Consider the following 16117-nt stretch of genomic DNA (forward strand, 5'->3'; position numbering starts at 1 on the left):
TGCTCATTAATGATTATCAGGAGGAAAAGATGAAAAAAATTGACGGTGTGATTTTTGATATGGATGGTTTATTGTTTGACACTGAGTTGATTTACTATCAATCAACTCAAAAAATAGCAGATGCAATGAGTTTTCCTTATAGTAAAGAGTTGTATTTAGAGTTTTTAGGTGTGTCTGATGAAGAAGTCCAAGAAAACTATCATCGAATCTATAAAGATTTCGGTAAGGAAAAAGTGAATGAGTTTATAAACCGTTCCTATGACGAGACCTATCAAGTATTTAAGTCAGGCGAAGTTCCATTAAAAGAGGGTGTCTTAGCGTTACTCGATTTTCTTGATCAACAAGAGATTCCAAGAATCGTTGCTTCAAGCAATGTTCGTCCAGCAATCGAGTTATTATTAGAAGGTGCTGGAATCAAGGAACGTTTTTCTGGAATTGTTTCGGCAGAAGATGTGACCCGAGCAAAACCAGATCCTGAGATATTCCAAAAAGCATTAGCTAATCTCGGTACAAAGGCTGATAGCACCTTAATCTTTGAGGATTCGTTTCATGGCGTGACAGCAGCAGATGCAGCAGGGATTCCTGTGATTATGGTTCCAGACTTATTGGCACCAACTGATGAAATCAAAGAAAAAACACTGGAAATTCTTGATAGTTTGACTCAAGTTCCAGCTTATCTAAAAAAATAAAAAAATCACTCCTTTGCGTATCTTGTAGTAGAAGCGTATAAAGGAGTGATTTTTTGATTAAAGAAGAGAAACTATTTATTAGAGAAATGCCGGAAGATTGTCTGCCTCGTGAACGTTTGGAAGTTGTAGGAGAGAAGGCATTGTCTAATCAAGAGTTATTGGCCATTCTATTACGTACGGGCTCAAAGAATATAAATGTTATGGAAGTGGCTTCAAACTTCCTGAATTATTTCAATCATTTATATGAATTAAAAAATGCAACACTTACTGAAATGATGGAAATCAAAGGGGTTGGTAGAATTAAGGCAATTGAACTAAGAGCAGCTATTGAGTTTGGGTATCGAATTCAGCAAAGTACCCAACTGAAATTTGGCAAGGTGTCGTCTAGTTATCAAATTGCTCAAAATTTAATCTATGAATTACAAGATTTTCAGCAAGAACATTTAGTTTGTTTATATTTGAATACAAAAAATGAAGTGATCAAGCAGGAGACGGTGTTTAAAGGTTCCTTGAACCAGTCAGTAGCTCATCCGAGAGAAATTTTCCGTAGCGCAGTGAAATGTTCAGCCGCTCGTTTGATCCTCGCACATAATCATCCAAGTGGTAATCCAACACCATCTGAAAGTGATATACACTTTACTCAAAGAATGCAGGAATGTGGAAAAATGATGGGGATCGAAGTATTGGATCATATCATCATTGGAGAGCAAGTTTACATCAGCATGAGAGAAGAAAATTTTTTTGCTGTAGACTGACTAGAATTCTTGCAAAAATGAAGGTTCACATGTACAATATATCTGTAATCTTGTTTGGGACAATATAGAAGTTTTAATTTTAAAACCCTCTATCGTACACGGGCAATGTTACAATATTTAGTGCTTAAGCACGAGGAGGAACAAAGAATGGAACAAGGAACAGTAAAATGGTTTAACGCAGAAAAAGGATTTGGATTTATCTCTCGCGAAGATGGTAGCGATGTATTCGTACATTTCTCAGCTATCCAAGGAGAAGGATTCAAAACAATCGAAGAAGGTCAATCAGTAAGCTTCGACGTTGAAGATTCAGATCGTGGACCTCAAGCAGTTAACGTTGTAAAAAACTAATTCATCCATTCCAAAACACTTAGCAAATTTGCTAAGTGTTTTTTTTATTTTAAATCAAAGCGACTACTTGCAGAGCTGAGGATACAAAGTACTTGTCGAACGAAGGGAGAGAAGGTTCATTCGTTTGATGGATGAGCAACTTAGGTTTTCCTTACATTTTTGTTACTATCTTTTTTTTTTAGAAGTTGTAAACTCTTTATTAAGAGGTGATAAATATGTTAAATCTTTCTTTGGCGATCTTTTTTGTATCTTGGGCATTTCTTGGGTTAGCAAGTATTCTCTATCGTTGGCGAGCCTTTACTAATAAAAAAGCGTGGAATGGTATGGTGGTTCCACTAGGCGCATTTGGCTTTGTATTGTTAGCAGTTAGCTTAATAATGATTTATCTTAATTATCCAAAATGATGTTCCACACTAAAAAATAAGAGGAATGGCTAAGCGAAATTTAAGAAAACAAAAAAGGCATCCGTGATTTACCATTCACAGGATGCCTTTAAATCGTATTAGAACTTGAATCGCTCATTTAGGTTGATAACTCCTTAAATAGATTTTTTCAATTCTTTTACTGCTTGTGTAATCGTGATACCATAAGCAATATTTGCTTGGTTATTTGCATCGATAGCCATAAACAAATTTTTCTCTGTATCAAGTGCTACACGGTATTTTAATACTTTATTACCAAATGTCATAATAATTCTCCTTTCTTGATTCTTAATGAAAGGCGACGATATCTGATAACGAAATTCCATGATTACTATAACATGACTTGTTTGATGTGTAAAGAGGAAAGTTTTAACTTAGCAGTATTTTTTGTTGAAAGCAGTTTTAAGTAGTACAATGAAGAGAGAAGGAGGTTTTTATCATGGAAGAATCGTATAAGAATATTTTAGTCGCTGTAGATGGTTCGGATCAGGCAGATAAAGCATTTCAAGAAGCAATAAAAATTGCGAAGCGCAACGGTGCTGCATTACACATTTTATCTGTCATTGAAGAGATGGGCAATTACTTTGGCGAACTGACAATGTCGATGGGAACACTGATGGAAGATCTTCGGACAAAAGAAGAAGAAGAGATGAAAGACCGAGAAGCAAAGGCCCTTGAAGAAGGAGTAGCTCAAGTTTTCACATATGTACTGTATGGTTATCCAAAATCGTTGATCGCTGATTTTACAGAGTCAAAAGAACCGATAGACCTAATTGTAATCGGGAGAACAGGATTGAATGGTTTTGAACGGTTGATGGTCGGTTCAACGACTTCTTATGTTGTTAATCACACAAAAGCCAATGTTTTAGTCGTGAATAATGTAGTTTAAAATTTGTAATACGCATCAAAAACTAGGATGGGACAGAAGTCTTTAACCTCGAAACATAAGAATAGACCTGTTTTTTTCTCCCACCGTTTAGTCAGATTCCTGGAGACTGAGATATGACTCGTAGAGTTATGCCACAGTCTCTTTTTTTTGCCATTGACATTAAAGTTTGGTTTCATGTTATAGTACTAGCAAAGAAATTAGAGGAGTGAAATGATGGGCAAAAATGTGAAAGAAGTAGCGAAAAAACTTAGTATCCCAAAATCAACATTAAGATATTACGACAAAGTTGACTTACTAAAACCAAGCAGAGAAGAAAATGGCTATCGAGTATACCAAGAAAGTGATCTATTAATGATCAAATACATATTAGTTATGAAATATGGTGAATTTAGTCTTGAAGAAATGCAGACAGTGTTAAATACGATGCAAATTGACCCAACGAGTGTTTGCATTGAAAAAACAGAATAATTAATAGCGGCCAAGAAGAAGCTTTTCCAAGATAAAATCGATTACTATGAACAAATGGTCGCTCTATTTGATAAAATTCCAGACATAATAAATTTCACTAACGAAGAGGAAAGCGAGATCGATTGTTGCATTGAAGAAATTTACCAAACGATTGTAGCAAATGGAGACACTCAATGAAAACATTATTATTTGCGCCTGAAACATTCAATTTAGCTGAAACGACTAGAATGATCGAAGTAGCAAAAGAGTGTCAGGAAAATGCGCATTGTATTTTTATGGGCTATAGTACAAAATTTGTACCATTTATAGAAGCTGAGGGGTTTTCTTTTCGATTATTAGCACCTCAGCTTACGGAAGAGCAGATTAAAATGATTATGAAATTTGATCAAATGAAAACAATAAAGCTCCCTTTCTCATACGGTATGTTAAAAGAAAGAATAGAAAATGAAATTCAATTGATCGAAGAACTAAAACCTGATGGGATCATAATTGGCTCTACAATGAGTTTACTGATAAGTGCTCGCGTCAAAGAGACACCATTGATTTATGTAAAACCGTATGCTTACACTCAAGCTCATGTACGAAGTCCATTATTTCTAAAACATTCAACTAAATACTGCAGGAAAGCAGTCCAATCAATCTTTTTAAACCTAAGATGGCTGCCCAAAAGTATCAAAAAACTTGTAAAAGAGTATGATGTGAAGCATAGATTCAAGTATACGTTAGCTGTATTAGATGCAGATCTAAATTGCATCACCACGCCAGTAATCCTGACTCGAAACCCTGACGTACCAAAAAATTCTATTTATGTTGGACCCATTTTCGCGAACTTAAAAAAAGAAATACCATTAGGTTTAAAAACGTTACTGGGATCATCTGAAAAACCATTAATCTTTTGCAGTATGGGCAGTTCAGCAAATCGTCAACTTATTGTTGACTTATTGAAAAGTTTTGCGGGCATTTCAGTCGAAGTGATCAGTCCAATGAAAAGTTATTTAACGGAGACACAAATAGCATTACTTCCAGTAAATGTTCATCTTTATGATTGGTTGCCAGCAAGAGAAGTACAACAAGCCGTTACAGCCTCTGTTATTCATGGTGGAGAAGGAACGGTACAAACTGCCTGCGTATCAGGAAAACCTTTTTTAGGTATTGGTTTACAAAAAGAACAGGAATATAATATTAGCTGTTGCGTTGAATATGGAAATGCTCTTTCAATGAAACAAAAGCAATTAAAAAACAACGTTCTATTCAAAGAAAAAGTCAACGAACTATTAAAAAATCAACGTTACACTGTCCAAGCAAGAAAATTGCAGCAAGAGCTTGGTGAAATTAAGGGAAGTAGATTAGCTGCAGAAGAAATAGGCAAATTTTTAAATAAAGAATAGCAGTGTGACAAATACTCGATCTTATACATACTCAAGAAAATGTCTCATTGCACTAGAAGATATTACGATGAAGGAAGAGAAAAGCTTGGAAATAAAAATTTACAAATGTTTGTGTTAAAAAATATCAGTAAGTAAAAGGTTGGGACAGAAGAAGTTGCTTCTGCGCCAACTGTTTATTCGGATACTAAAAGCCTGAAACATAGCTTTTTGAGTTATGTTTCAGGCTTTTTTACTTTAGCTAAGTTTTAAGATGTCATGATCATTGGTAAAATCATTGGATGACGTTCAGTTTTTTCAAACAAGAACGGCTGTAATGCAGCAGTTATCGCATCACATAATTTTGCTTCTGTACAATTTTCATCACGTAGAGCTTCACGAATTGCATTGAATAATAAACGCTGCCCTTCATGAATCATTTCGCCAGATTCTCTCATATAGACAAATCCGCGAGATAAAATATCTGGACCAGCCAAAATTTCTTTATTTTTAATATCGACTGTAGCAACTGCTAAAACCAAACCTTCTTCAGATAGAATTCGGCGGTCACGCAAGACGACATTACCGATATCTCCAACACCGTTACCATCTACATAGACATCATTGGCATTGAAATGCCCAGCGATACGAGCATCATCAGCAGTTAAAGCTAACACATCACCATTTTCCATGATGAAACAATTGTTTGCTGGAACACCGACATCTTGTGCTAAGGATGCATGGATTTTCAACATTCTAAACTCACCGTGAACTGGTACAAAATATTTAGGTTTCATTAAACTCAACATTAATTTTTGTTCTTCTTGACCACCATGACCAGAAGTATGGATATTATTGATCTTTCCATGAATAACTTCAGCACCCGCTTCTGAAAGCAAGTTGATCAGACGGTTAACGCTTGTTGTATTTCCAGGGATCGGTGAACTTGAAAAGATGACTGTATCTCCCGGTTGGACTGAAATTTGGCGGTGAGTTCCGTTAGCAATTCGGCTTAAAGCGGCCATCGGTTCACCTTGAGAGCCAGTACATAAAATCATTGTTTCGCCAGCAGGTAATTGGTTCAGCTCACTAGCATCAACAAACGTTCCTTTAGGTACATTAATATAGCCAAGCTGCTCGCCGTTAACGATTGCATTTTCCATGCTACGGCCAAATACTGCAATTTTTCGTCCCGTTGCCACAGCTGCATCCGCTGCTTGTTGTAGACGGAAAATATTGGAAGCAAAACTTGCAAAGATGATTCTACCTTCGATTTTTTCAAAAATCTTTAAAATAGAAGAACCAATCGTTTTTTCTGACTTGGTAAAAGTTGGAATTTCAGCATTTGTACTATCTGAAAGAAGACACAAAACACCTTCTTCACCTAATTTTGCCATTCGATGCAAGTTAGCTGGCTCACCAACTGGTGTAAAGTCAAACTTAAAATCGCCCGTTGCAACGATATTACCAGAAGGTGTCTTCACAACCACACCTAAAGCGTCAGGGATACTATGAGTCGTTCTAAAAAAGCTGATTGCTGTTTTGCGGAAACGAATCACAGTATCTTCATTGATTTCATGCATCTCAGCATCTCGCAATAAACCATGTTCATCCAATTTGTTTGTAATCAGAGCTAAAGCTAAAGGTCCAGCGTAGATCGGTATATTGGCTTGGCGCAATAAATAAGGAACGCCTCCGATATGATCTTCGTGTCCATGGGTGATAACCAAGGCTTTTACTTTGTGCAAGTTTTGAACGATGTAGCTATAATCAGGAATAACATAGTCGATCCCAAGCAAATCATCTTCTGGGAATTTGATCCCAGCATCAATAATGATGATCTCATCTTGAAATTGAACCCCATAAGTATTTTTCCCAATCTCGCCCAAACCGCCTATTGCAAAAACGCCGGTTTCATTGTTTTTTATATTTACTTTCATGTTAAAACTCCGTTAAAGAAAATTCCGCATGTTCTTTTTCATAAGCCAAGTGATTTTCATCAAGAGCTTGGATGTATTCAATATTGTATGGGGTATTTTCTTCTACTTGTTGACGAACGATAACATCGCTTTCTGACTCAACGTAAATCGATTTTGTATCTTCTCTTTTTGGGTTTCTTGTTTTTGTTTCTTGATAATAAACTTTATAAATCATAGTTTTTTTCTCCTTTATCTGCCAAAGCAGTTGATATTTATTTTTATATTTTCTTACTGTAATTTTGAACACAACAAAACGAGGTGGTTGTCCACCTTTAAAACAATTGTCATCAGAAACAGGAGTTAATGATGAAATGAAGCCTCGACTTTGCTCCACATTACTTGTTTTATGGAAACTTGTTTTCTTTCAACCGTCCCTTGTGTTGTGTTGTACAACAATTAAAGGTATTTTATCACAAAACAATGAATAAGTATAGAATCAGACTTGTTGCTTTAACGAAAACCTTATTATTTATTAGCTTCTTTTAAAGGTGTGATTTTCTTTTTATTAAAATACAAATTTAAACCAATCAGATGAGCTAAAAAAACGATAGCTAAAGTCGTTGTCATGAATAGATTACGAACGAGCAAACAAGGAATCGCAAAGATCACAAACAAAGTTGAAAATAATTTCACTCGGCCAAAGGGTGTGATTTTCTTTTCTATGATTGATTCTTGAATGTATTTTTTATAATAAGTTGATTCAATAAATTTACTATACAAAAAGTCAGAGCTGCGCATCCAAAAGAATGCAGTCAAAATATAAAAAATCGTTGTGGGTAAAATCGGTAGGAAAATGCCTAATGTTCCCAGTCCGAAGGTCAGACAACCTAAAGCCATATAAAGTATTTTCTTCATTAAATTGAACCATCACTTTCATTCTATAATTGTTGGAAAAAATAAAGTAATTACTATTATAACATAGTAAAAATTGTCCAGTTTATTCTTCTGAAGAAAAGTCTCTGATTTTTATTTAAATATAATTTACCTGACTATTAGTTTTATGCTATAGTGGGAGTACTGGATTAAAAATTGGGATAGGAGATGATTGATTGAAATTGATGTGGCGTTACACGATGAGATATAAAAAATTATTATTTTTAGATTTCATTTGTGTGTTTGGATTTATATTGATAGAACTTGGTTTACCAACGATTTTAGCACGAATGATCGATGTTGGGATCAAAAACAATGATTATAATTATGTAAAGCAGCAAGGTTTGTTGATGATAGGAATCACTGTTGTCGGTGTAGCAATGAATATTATGTTGGGCTATTTTGGCGCACGCATGACAACAAATATTGTTCGTGATATTCGTGATGATTTATTTGAAAAAGTACAGACTTTTTCCCATCGTGAATATGAAACGATCGGTGTATCATCATTGATCACCAGAACAACCAATGATGCATATCAAATCATGTTGTTTATGGGGAATATTTTGCGAATCGGTTTCATGACACCAATGATGTTTTTTGTCAGCTTATACATGGTCATGCGGACGAGTCCGTCCTTAGGTTGGTTTGTTTTAGGGGCCTTGCCATTTCTTTTGGCAGCAGTGGTATTAATTGCTAAGATATCAGAACCTCTATCGAACAAGCAGCAAAAAAACTTAGATGGGATCAACGGAATTTTAAGAGAGAATCTTTCTGGATTAAGAGTAATCCGTGCGTTTGTTAATGAGAAATTTGAAGAAAGTCGCTTTAGTAAAGTCAATGAAGAGTATACTAAAAGCTCTAAGAGCCTTTTTCGCTTGATGGCAGCGGCTCAACCAGGCTTCTTCTTCCTCTTTAATATCGTGATGGTATTGATTATCTGGAATGGGGCACTCCAAATCGATCAAGGCAGTTTATTAGTGGGTGACTTGATAGCATTTATTGAATACATTTTCCATGCACTATTTTCATTTATGTTATTTGCTAGTGTTTTCATGATGTATCCTCGTGCAGCCGTTTCTGCTCGCCGAATTCAAGAAGCCTTTGATATGGAGCCTGTGATTCGTGAAAATGAAGCAGGTATAACTGAAACAGAAACAAAAGGCTATTTAGAATTTAAAAATGTAACATTTGCTTATCCAGGGCATTCAGAAAGCCCAGTGATTCGAAATGTCAGCTTTACAGCATCTCCTGGTGAAACAGTAGCTTTTATTGGTAGTACAGGGAGCGGAAAATCAACATTGATCCAACTGATCCCTCGCTTCTATGATGTTTCAGAAGGCCAAGTTTTGTTGGACGGGGTAGATGTTCGTGACTATAAACTAAGTACTTTACGTGAAAAAATCGGTTATATTCCGCAAAAAGCGTTGCTATTTACTGGAACGATTGCAGAAAATATGCGTTATGGTAAAGAAGATGCTACGATTGAAGAGATGGAACAAGCAGCGGATATTGCTCAGGCAACGGAATTTATTTCACAAAAGCCTGAAGGATATGACGAGCTTCTTTCAGAAGGCGGAGCAAACTTTTCTGGTGGACAAAAACAACGGTTGGCGATTGCTAGAGCTGTCATCCGTCGCCCGGAAGTTTATATTTTTGATGATAGCTTTTCAGCACTAGATTACCAAACTGATGCGAATTTACGAGCTCGTTTGAAAAAGGAAACAACAGAATCAACTGTTTTGATCGTTGCTCAACGTGTTGGAACAATTATGCATGCGGATAAAATCATCGTCTTGAACGAAGGCGATGTTGTTGGTATCGGTACCCACCGCGAATTACTTGAGAATTGTCCTATCTATTATGATATTGCCGCTTCTCAATTGTCAGAGGAGGAATTAGCATGAAAAACGCACTTTCTTCCATTAGACGTTTAGGTAAGTATATCGATCCATATAAAGGAACGTTTATATTAGTGATTATCTTTACTGTTTTAACAGTTGCTTTTAATGCGGCTCTACCTTATGTTTCTGGACTTCCAATCACCGAGATTAGTAAGAATGTGGCTGAAGGGGCAGGACTAAATTATTCGTATATCATCCAGTGTTTGATTTGGATTTTAATTGTAGGGATCGGTTATTGTGTGGCACAATTTTTATCTGGTTATCTTATGGCCGCAGTCGTGCAGCATTCCATGCGTGATTTACGACGAGATATCGATGAAAAAATCAATCGTTTGCCGGTTTCTTATTTTGATAAAAATCAACAAGGAAATATTTTGTCTCGGGTGACTAATGACGTTGATGCAGTAAGTAATGCTATGCAGCAAAGTTTTATTAATATTGTTTCAGCTGTTTTAGGGATCGTAATGGCGATTGCAATGATGTTTTATATCAACTGGCTGATGGCATTGATTTCGATCGTGATGATTCCATTGTCGTTGTTTATTTCAAAAACGATTGTTGGGTTTTCACAGAAATATTTCCAAGGCATGCAAAATGCACTTGGGAATCTAAATGGATATGTGCAAGAGAATATGACAGGGTTTAGTGTCTTAAAGCTTTATGGACGTGAGAAAGAAACGTTAGATGGTTTTAAAAAGGTCAATCATAACTTAAATAGCTTTGGCTTTAAAGCAACTTTTATTTCTGGATTGATGTTGCCTCTTGTACAAATGACCGCTTATGGTACCTATATTGGTATGGCTGTCTTGGGGAGTTATTATGTGATCACAGGAGTTATTGTCGTTGGACAGCTACAAGCATTTATTCAATATATTTGGCAGATCAGTCAACCGATGGGGAATATTACACAGCTGTCCGCTGCACTTCAAAGTGCTTCTGCTGCGACGACACGTGTCTTTGAAATCTTAGATGAACCAGAAGAAGAGTTAAATGAGCACGATATTCCTTTACCAGAAAAAGTTCATGGTTCAGTTCAGTTTGATAATGTTAGCTTTAGTTATGATCCTAAAAAACCGTTGATCAGAAACTTAAATTTTGAAGTCAAAGCTGGTCAAACTGTGGCAATTGTTGGACCAACTGGCGCAGGGAAAACAACATTGATCAATCTATTGATGCGGTTTTACGATGTCAGTGATGGAGCAATCAAAATTGACGGAATCGATACGAAGAAAATGGATCGTAGTGACGTTCGCTCAGTCTTTGGCATGGTTTTACAAGATGCTTGGTTATATGAAGGGACGATCGCTGATAATATTCGTTTTGGTAAATTAGATGCGACTGATTATGAAGTGGTGGATGCAGCCAAAACGGCGAATGTGGACCATTTTATCCGTACAATGCCAGATGGCTACGAGATGGAAATCAATTCTGAAGGAGATAACGTTTCTTTAGGACAAAAACAATTGTTGACCATTGCAAGAGCCGTGATTTCTGATCCAAGAATCTTGATTTTAGATGAGGCAACAAGTTCTGTTGACACGCGTTTAGAAGCGCTGATTCAAAAAGCCATGGAACGTGTGATGGAAGGTCGTACAAGTTTTGTGATTGCTCATCGCTTGTCAACGATTCGTGAAGCTGATTTGATTCTTGTAATGAATCAAGGAGCGATCATCGAAAAAGGAACGCATAATGAGCTATTAGAGCAAGGCGGCTTTTATGAAAAATTATACAATAGTCAATTTGCTGAAGACGGCGATTATGATTAAAGATGAGCAAGGAAGACACCTAGTTTGGGTGTCTTTTTTTCATTAAATGACTATTCAAAAAAGCGAACTGATCTAATAAACGTTAGAAATCTGTTATACTTATAGTCAATAAGAAGAGGTGAAATGTATGACAAATGATTATTTTATTGCGCCAAGCGCCGACGTTTATGGCGACGTGAGGCTAGCAAAAGATACTAGTATTTGGTTTCAATCGGTGCTAAGAGGTGACAATAATTCAATTACGATTAATGCAGGAAGTAATGTTCAAGATAGCACTGTCATCCATGTTGATCAGGATGCCCCAGTCGTTATTGGAGAGAATGTCACAATTGGTCATCATTGTATGCTCCATGGGTGCAAAATAGAAGATGGCGCATTAATTGGCATGAGCTCAACTATTTTAAATCGCGCAACTATCGGGAAAAATAGTTTAATCGGAGCAGGATCTTTAGTCACAGAAGGTACTGAAATTCCAGCGAATGTTTTAGCGTTTGGCCGACCTGCCAAAGTCATTCGCCCTTTAACAAGAGAAGAGCTTCGGAAAAATAAAGAAAATGCGCAACATTATGTTGAACGATCAAAAGAATTTGCAGCAGATCAGTATCCAAGGCTAACTTAATAGTAAAACACCTAATAATGGATTAGTTATCAAGACGATCAACGGCGGATTCACATTTAGTGTGTTGAACAATTGCTCAGCACGTATCTTTCGAAAAAAATATAGTTAGGTGTTAGGCTTAGTATTATAATAAAAGAAAGAAGTGAAGAGTAGATGTTTTTAAACGTCAGTGAGGAAGCACAGGTAAAATTGATGCCTTATCTTGAAGATAAGGCAATCATTGTATTGGATTTAGATGATGGTGTTGGCAAATATTCTAAAATGGGTGTTTGTTCACTCGATACTAGTTTTCGTCTATTGCTACTGGATCAACTACAAGATAAATCAGATTTTGGTTTGACTTTAGATTCAGATATTGGTGCAATCTATATCAAGGATTACTCTAAACGCTATCTAGATGAAAAAATGACGCTGGAAATCGATCCACGTTTGCAAGTCTTTAAGCTAAAAAGTCCAAGTGGAGTCCTAGACGGTAATGTTCCAATTGTAGATTTGCGACCAGAAAAAAGTAAATAAATAAAAAAAGAACTGAGGCATAACTCTATGAGTTTTCCCTCAGTTCTTTAAATTTCGAACGAATCTCGGATCGATTCAACGTCTGTCCAAACCTCTATTAATCTGGTCTTTTCAAGTCAAATAATCCGTCGATATGAGCATAGGTATTACCAGCTAAACGGGCAATTGGATTAAAGGCTTTAGGTAAAATATATTCAGTTTCTTTATCAAAAATCGCTTCATCAAAATAGAAATCTGTTATTTCTACAATAAACAAATCAGTAATAATTTGATCTTCGTGATTTTTGATAGGAACATACTGGTAGAGACGTGCTTCCATTCGAATCGGTGCTGCTTTGATGCCAGGAACAGCAACTGATTTACTTGGTATCGTTGCTATCTTGTTGATAATGATTTCACTCTGATCAGCCTTCAAAGAGGCAGCTGTTTGATTCATCGACGCGACAACTTGATCATTGACTAAATGAATCACAAGTTCTTTAGTCGCCAGAATATTTTGGGCGGTGTCTTTTATTTCGCCGTTTCTTCTAATAATGGATAATGTTACTAATGGGATATCAGAAGCTGCAGCATTAAAAAAACTGAAAGGAGCAGCGTTGATCGTTTGAGTTTTATCATTCAATGTTGTGACCCATGCGATTGGGCGTGGAATGATACTGCCAGAAAGAAATTTATAGGCTTGTTTTGCTGATAAATTGTTTGTCGGGTAATGCAGCATTTTTCTTCTCCGATCCATCGTTTTTAACGTGCTTTATTTGCATCAGAAGTATCAAAAGGACGTACAAATTCTTCGATTTCTTTGCGTTTTCCTTCTAAAAATGGTGGTAAAGCTAATTTTTCACCTGCAGCCTCGTAGGTTTCATCTTCTAAGAAACCAGGACCATCAGTTGCTAGTTCAAATAAAATATGCGGAGCAGCTCTGAAATAATCAGATTTGAAGTAGAAACGTTCAACAAATCCGGAATTAGGGAATTGAAGCTGATTGATTTTATCGATCCAAAAGCGCAAAGCTTCTTGATCTGCAACACGAAGAGCTAAGTGATGGACATTACCAAAGCCTTCTTGCGCATCAGGCAAATCATCACGATGTTCAACGATAATACTAGCGCCATTGCCACCTTCTCCTACTTCAAATAAATGGAAACGACCTTCGGCATCAATCAGCTTAAATCCTAAAACGCCTACTAAAACACGTTGCATATGGTCAAAATCTGCTACGGTTATAAAAACAGGTCCCAATCCAGTTAAGGCATGCTCAGCAGGAACATCTGTTTTTTTCCATGCCGTGCCACTAGCAACACCTTGATTGTTTTCATCTGAAACCAATTGATATCTTTGATTATCAAAATCTTCAAATTCTAGATATTTCTTGCCGAAACGTTCTTGAATTTCGCCATGATCGATTTGATGTTCGTTAAAGCGGGTGACCCAGTAATCTAAAGAAGCATCATTTTTTACTCGGAACGATGTGCGAGAAATTGAGTTGGTTCCTTTAGTTCCTTTGGGAATCCCAGGGAAATCAAAAAATGTCATGTCTGTGCCGGCAGAACCAAGGTCATCTGCAAAAAATAAATGATACGTTTCAATATCGTCTTGGTTAACAGTTTTTTTGATCAGTCGTAAACCTAGCAGATCAGTGAAAAAACGATAAATCTTTTCTGCACTTGATGTCATGGCTGTAACATGGTGAATTCCGCGAATTTGTGTATTCATAATATAAAACCTCCGAATTGATAATTATTTTTATTTAACTTACTAAAAGTAAGTTTACATCTAAACTAATAAATAAGCAACCTTTTTTACTTTTCCTAACTATTGATAGAAAGATTAAAGAGGAGTACTATAAGATTACGAAGCTGTTAAAGAAGGTAGGGAGAATGATGGAAGAGAAAAAAACATTTCATGTCAATGGCTACATTGCATTGGTAGTATTGGTTATTTTACTTGTGATTGGTAGCTATTGTCTGTATATCGGGGTAATAGATGAACGCTTTAGTATGATCACGATCGGTATGGTGTTATGGGTGATTTCTGCGCTATTTTTAAGCTCGCTAACGATCGTTAGTCCCAATCAAGCCAAAGCCATTTTATTTTTTGGACAATATCTCGGCACGATCAAGGATAATGGTTTATTCGTCACGACGCCATTAACACAAAAAATCAATGTTTCGTTAAAGGTACGCAACTTCAATAGTTCATTGTTAAAAGTAAATGATTCTGATGGTAACCCAGTTGAAATTTCTGCTGTGGTGGTATTTAAAGTAGTTGATACAGCTAAAGCGTTGTTTGACGTTGATCGTTATCAAGATTTTGTAGAAATTCAAAGTGAAACTGCGATTCGTCACATTGCGACACAATATCCATATGATACGTTTAATGAAGACGACCTCACTTTACGTGGCAATACCAATGAAGTTTCAGAAGAAATGGCAAAAGAACTTCAAGAACGCTTAGCAGCAGCTGGCGTTGAAGTGATCGAAACCCGTTTGAACCACCTTGCATATGCGACTGAAATTGCAAGTGCGATGCTGCAAAGACAACAAGCCAAAGCCATTCTATCTGCGCGGCAAATCATTGTTGAAGGTGCGGTATCTATGACTCAAATGGCGTTAGAACAAATTGAAGATGGACAGGAAATCAATTTCACAGACGATCGCAAAGTTCAATTGATTAATAATCTGCTAGTATCAATCATTACAGATAAAGGAACGCAGCCGATAATCAACACTGGAGATGTTCATGAACGATAAACAAAAGAAAGTGAGCCTGGCATGAGCTATAAAACGATTTTATTTGATTTGGATGGCACGATCACGGACTCTGGTGAAGGAATTATGCACTCTGTCGTTTATGCCTTAAAAAAAATGAAGGTAAAGATACCTGATCAAAAAGAATTATATTCATTTATTGGTCCGCCATTAACTGATTCATTTAAACGACTCTATCATTTCGATGACCTAAAAGCGAGCTTGGCAGTGGAGTATTATCGTGACTATTATCAAAAACAGGGAATCTATGAAAATCACGTATATGCAGGAATTTCTGAATTATTGATTAACTTGAAAGCTGCTGGCTGCACTCTTTATATTGCAACATCTAAACCAGAGATTTATGCTAAACAAATTTTGACTCATTTTGATTTAAGCAGTTATTTCGATGGAATTTATGGCGCAAGTTTGTATGGTGGACGGTCAAGAAAAGGAGATGTTATTCAGTATGCACTAAAGAAGTCTGCAATTACTAACTTTGAAGAGACACTGATGGTTGGTGATCGCAGTCACGATATAATTGGGGCTAAAGAGAATAGACTAACTAGTATTGGTGTTTTGTATGGCTTCGGTGACCAAGCTGAGTTGGAACTTGCAGGTGCTGATTATATTGTTGAAACCCCTAAAGAGATTGAGAAAATAATTATAAACAATTAATGACAAAAGAGCGTTATGAGACTAAATGAACAGTATGACAGAAGCAATTTTTCTGTAACATGCTACTGTTTGATTCTCAAAACGCTCTTTTTTAAAATTG

At 36.4% G+C, this 16117-nt stretch carries 19 protein-coding genes; 13 read left to right on the forward strand and 6 right to left on the reverse strand.

The features are described from left to right. Positions 1-29: 29 nt before the first annotated feature. The 4 genes from IGJ50_RS03115 (at position 30) to IGJ50_RS03130 (ending at position 2196) form a co-directional block, all read left to right on the forward strand. On the forward strand, positions 30-689 hold the full coding sequence (locus IGJ50_RS03115; protein ID WP_069639048.1) for an HAD family hydrolase: 660 nt from the start codon (positions 30-32) through the stop codon (positions 687-689). A gap of 86 nt (positions 690-775) precedes the next feature. Next, positions 776-1444 (forward strand): RadC family protein, encoded by a 669-nt coding sequence (gene radC / locus IGJ50_RS03120; RefSeq protein ID WP_069639110.1) that lies wholly within the window; start codon positions 776-778, stop codon positions 1442-1444. Between the two features lie 147 nt (positions 1445-1591). After that, positions 1592-1792, forward strand: a complete 201-nt coding sequence (locus IGJ50_RS03125) for a cold-shock protein (RefSeq protein ID WP_010760372.1) — start codon at positions 1592-1594, stop codon at positions 1790-1792. A 215-nt stretch (positions 1793-2007) separates the two neighbouring features. Next, the gene (locus tag IGJ50_RS03130; protein WP_069639049.1) at positions 2008-2196 is read left to right on the forward strand and encodes a hypothetical protein; all 189 of its coding nucleotides are present in this window, start codon (positions 2008-2010) and stop codon (positions 2194-2196) included. Positions 2197-2330: 134 nt separating this feature from the next. On the opposite strand, the gene IGJ50_RS03135 is transcribed toward IGJ50_RS03130, so the two are convergent. Next, positions 2331-2480 carry a hypothetical protein gene (locus IGJ50_RS03135; protein ID WP_167351501.1) on the reverse strand — a complete coding sequence of 50 codons (150 nt, stop codon included), beginning with the start codon at positions 2478-2480 and terminating at the stop codon, positions 2331-2333. Between the two features lie 173 nt (positions 2481-2653). Here IGJ50_RS03135 and IGJ50_RS03140 point away from each other — a divergent pair, with 173 nt between their 5' ends. The 3 genes from IGJ50_RS03140 to IGJ50_RS03150 all read left to right on the forward strand — a co-directional run bounded on the left by IGJ50_RS03140 (position 2654) and on the right by IGJ50_RS03150 (position 4959). Beyond that, a complete protein-coding gene (locus IGJ50_RS03140; RefSeq protein ID WP_207121085.1) occupies positions 2654-3103 on the forward strand; it encodes a universal stress protein in 450 nt (149 codons plus the stop codon). A gap of 210 nt (positions 3104-3313) precedes the next feature. Further along, on the forward strand, positions 3314-3571 hold the full coding sequence (locus IGJ50_RS03145; RefSeq protein ID WP_429948872.1) for a MerR family transcriptional regulator: 258 nt from the start codon (positions 3314-3316) through the stop codon (positions 3569-3571). A gap of 173 nt (positions 3572-3744) precedes the next feature. After that, positions 3745-4959 (forward strand): glycosyltransferase, encoded by a 1215-nt coding sequence (locus IGJ50_RS03150; RefSeq protein WP_429948873.1) that lies wholly within the window; start codon positions 3745-3747, stop codon positions 4957-4959. 245 nt (positions 4960-5204) lie between these two features. Here the strand turns inward: IGJ50_RS03150 and rnjA are convergent, their stop codons facing one another. The 3 genes from rnjA to IGJ50_RS03165 all read right to left on the reverse strand — a co-directional run bounded on the left by rnjA (position 5205) and on the right by IGJ50_RS03165 (position 7769). Then, positions 5205-6875, reverse strand: a complete 1671-nt coding sequence (gene rnjA, locus IGJ50_RS03155) for a ribonuclease J1 (protein ID WP_069639053.1) — start codon at positions 6873-6875, stop codon at positions 5205-5207. Position 6876: 1 nt separating this feature from the next. Continuing rightward, on the reverse strand, positions 6877-7089 hold the full coding sequence (locus IGJ50_RS03160) for a DNA-directed RNA polymerase subunit epsilon (protein ID WP_069639054.1): 213 nt from the start codon (positions 7087-7089) through the stop codon (positions 6877-6879). 290 nt (positions 7090-7379) lie between these two features. Next, entirely contained in the window at positions 7380-7769 is a 390-nt protein-coding gene (locus IGJ50_RS03165) for a YbaN family protein (protein ID WP_069639055.1), read from the reverse strand. Positions 7770-7963: 194 nt separating this feature from the next. Between IGJ50_RS03165 and IGJ50_RS03170 the strand changes: the two genes are divergently transcribed. From IGJ50_RS03170 to IGJ50_RS03185, 4 genes are all read left to right on the forward strand, one after another. After that, complete coding sequence (locus tag IGJ50_RS03170; protein WP_069639056.1) at positions 7964-9694, forward strand: ABC transporter ATP-binding protein; 1731 nt, start codon at positions 7964-7966, stop codon at positions 9692-9694. Continuing rightward, on the forward strand, positions 9691-11457 hold the full coding sequence (gene efrB, locus IGJ50_RS03175; RefSeq protein WP_429948876.1) for a multidrug efflux ABC transporter subunit EfrB: 1767 nt from the start codon (positions 9691-9693) through the stop codon (positions 11455-11457). The genes IGJ50_RS03170 and efrB overlap by 4 nt, the downstream gene beginning before the upstream one ends. Before the next feature lie 127 nt (positions 11458-11584). Continuing rightward, a complete protein-coding gene (locus IGJ50_RS03180; RefSeq protein WP_429948878.1) occupies positions 11585-12076 on the forward strand; it encodes a gamma carbonic anhydrase family protein in 492 nt (163 codons plus the stop codon). A 153-nt stretch (positions 12077-12229) separates the two neighbouring features. After that, entirely contained in the window at positions 12230-12592 is a 363-nt protein-coding gene (locus IGJ50_RS03185; protein ID WP_069639059.1) for an iron-sulfur cluster biosynthesis family protein, read from the forward strand. Between the two features lie 97 nt (positions 12593-12689). Here the strand turns inward: IGJ50_RS03185 and IGJ50_RS03190 are convergent, their stop codons facing one another. Both IGJ50_RS03190 and IGJ50_RS03195 read right to left on the reverse strand, forming a co-directional pair. Then, positions 12690-13310 (reverse strand): flavin reductase family protein, encoded by a 621-nt coding sequence (locus IGJ50_RS03190; RefSeq protein WP_069639060.1) that lies wholly within the window; start codon positions 13308-13310, stop codon positions 12690-12692. 23 nt (positions 13311-13333) lie between these two features. Continuing rightward, positions 13334-14305, reverse strand: a complete 972-nt coding sequence (locus IGJ50_RS03195) for a ring-cleaving dioxygenase (RefSeq protein ID WP_207121090.1) — start codon at positions 14303-14305, stop codon at positions 13334-13336. A gap of 167 nt (positions 14306-14472) precedes the next feature. On the opposite strand from IGJ50_RS03195, the gene IGJ50_RS03200 reads away from it, so the two are divergent. Next, positions 14473-15342 carry an SPFH domain-containing protein gene (locus tag IGJ50_RS03200; protein ID WP_069639062.1) on the forward strand — a complete coding sequence of 290 codons (870 nt, stop codon included), beginning with the start codon at positions 14473-14475 and terminating at the stop codon, positions 15340-15342. Positions 15343-15363: 21 nt separating this feature from the next. Beyond that, positions 15364-16017, forward strand: coding sequence for an HAD family hydrolase (locus tag IGJ50_RS03205; RefSeq protein ID WP_429948881.1), 654 nt, complete (start codon positions 15364-15366; stop codon positions 16015-16017). Positions 16018-16117: the final 100 nt, after the last annotated feature.

It is taken from the genome of Enterococcus sp. AZ101 (genome assembly GCF_050499005.1).
Taxonomy (GTDB): Bacteria; Bacillota; Bacilli; order Lactobacillales; family Enterococcaceae; genus Enterococcus_L; species Enterococcus_L ureilyticus.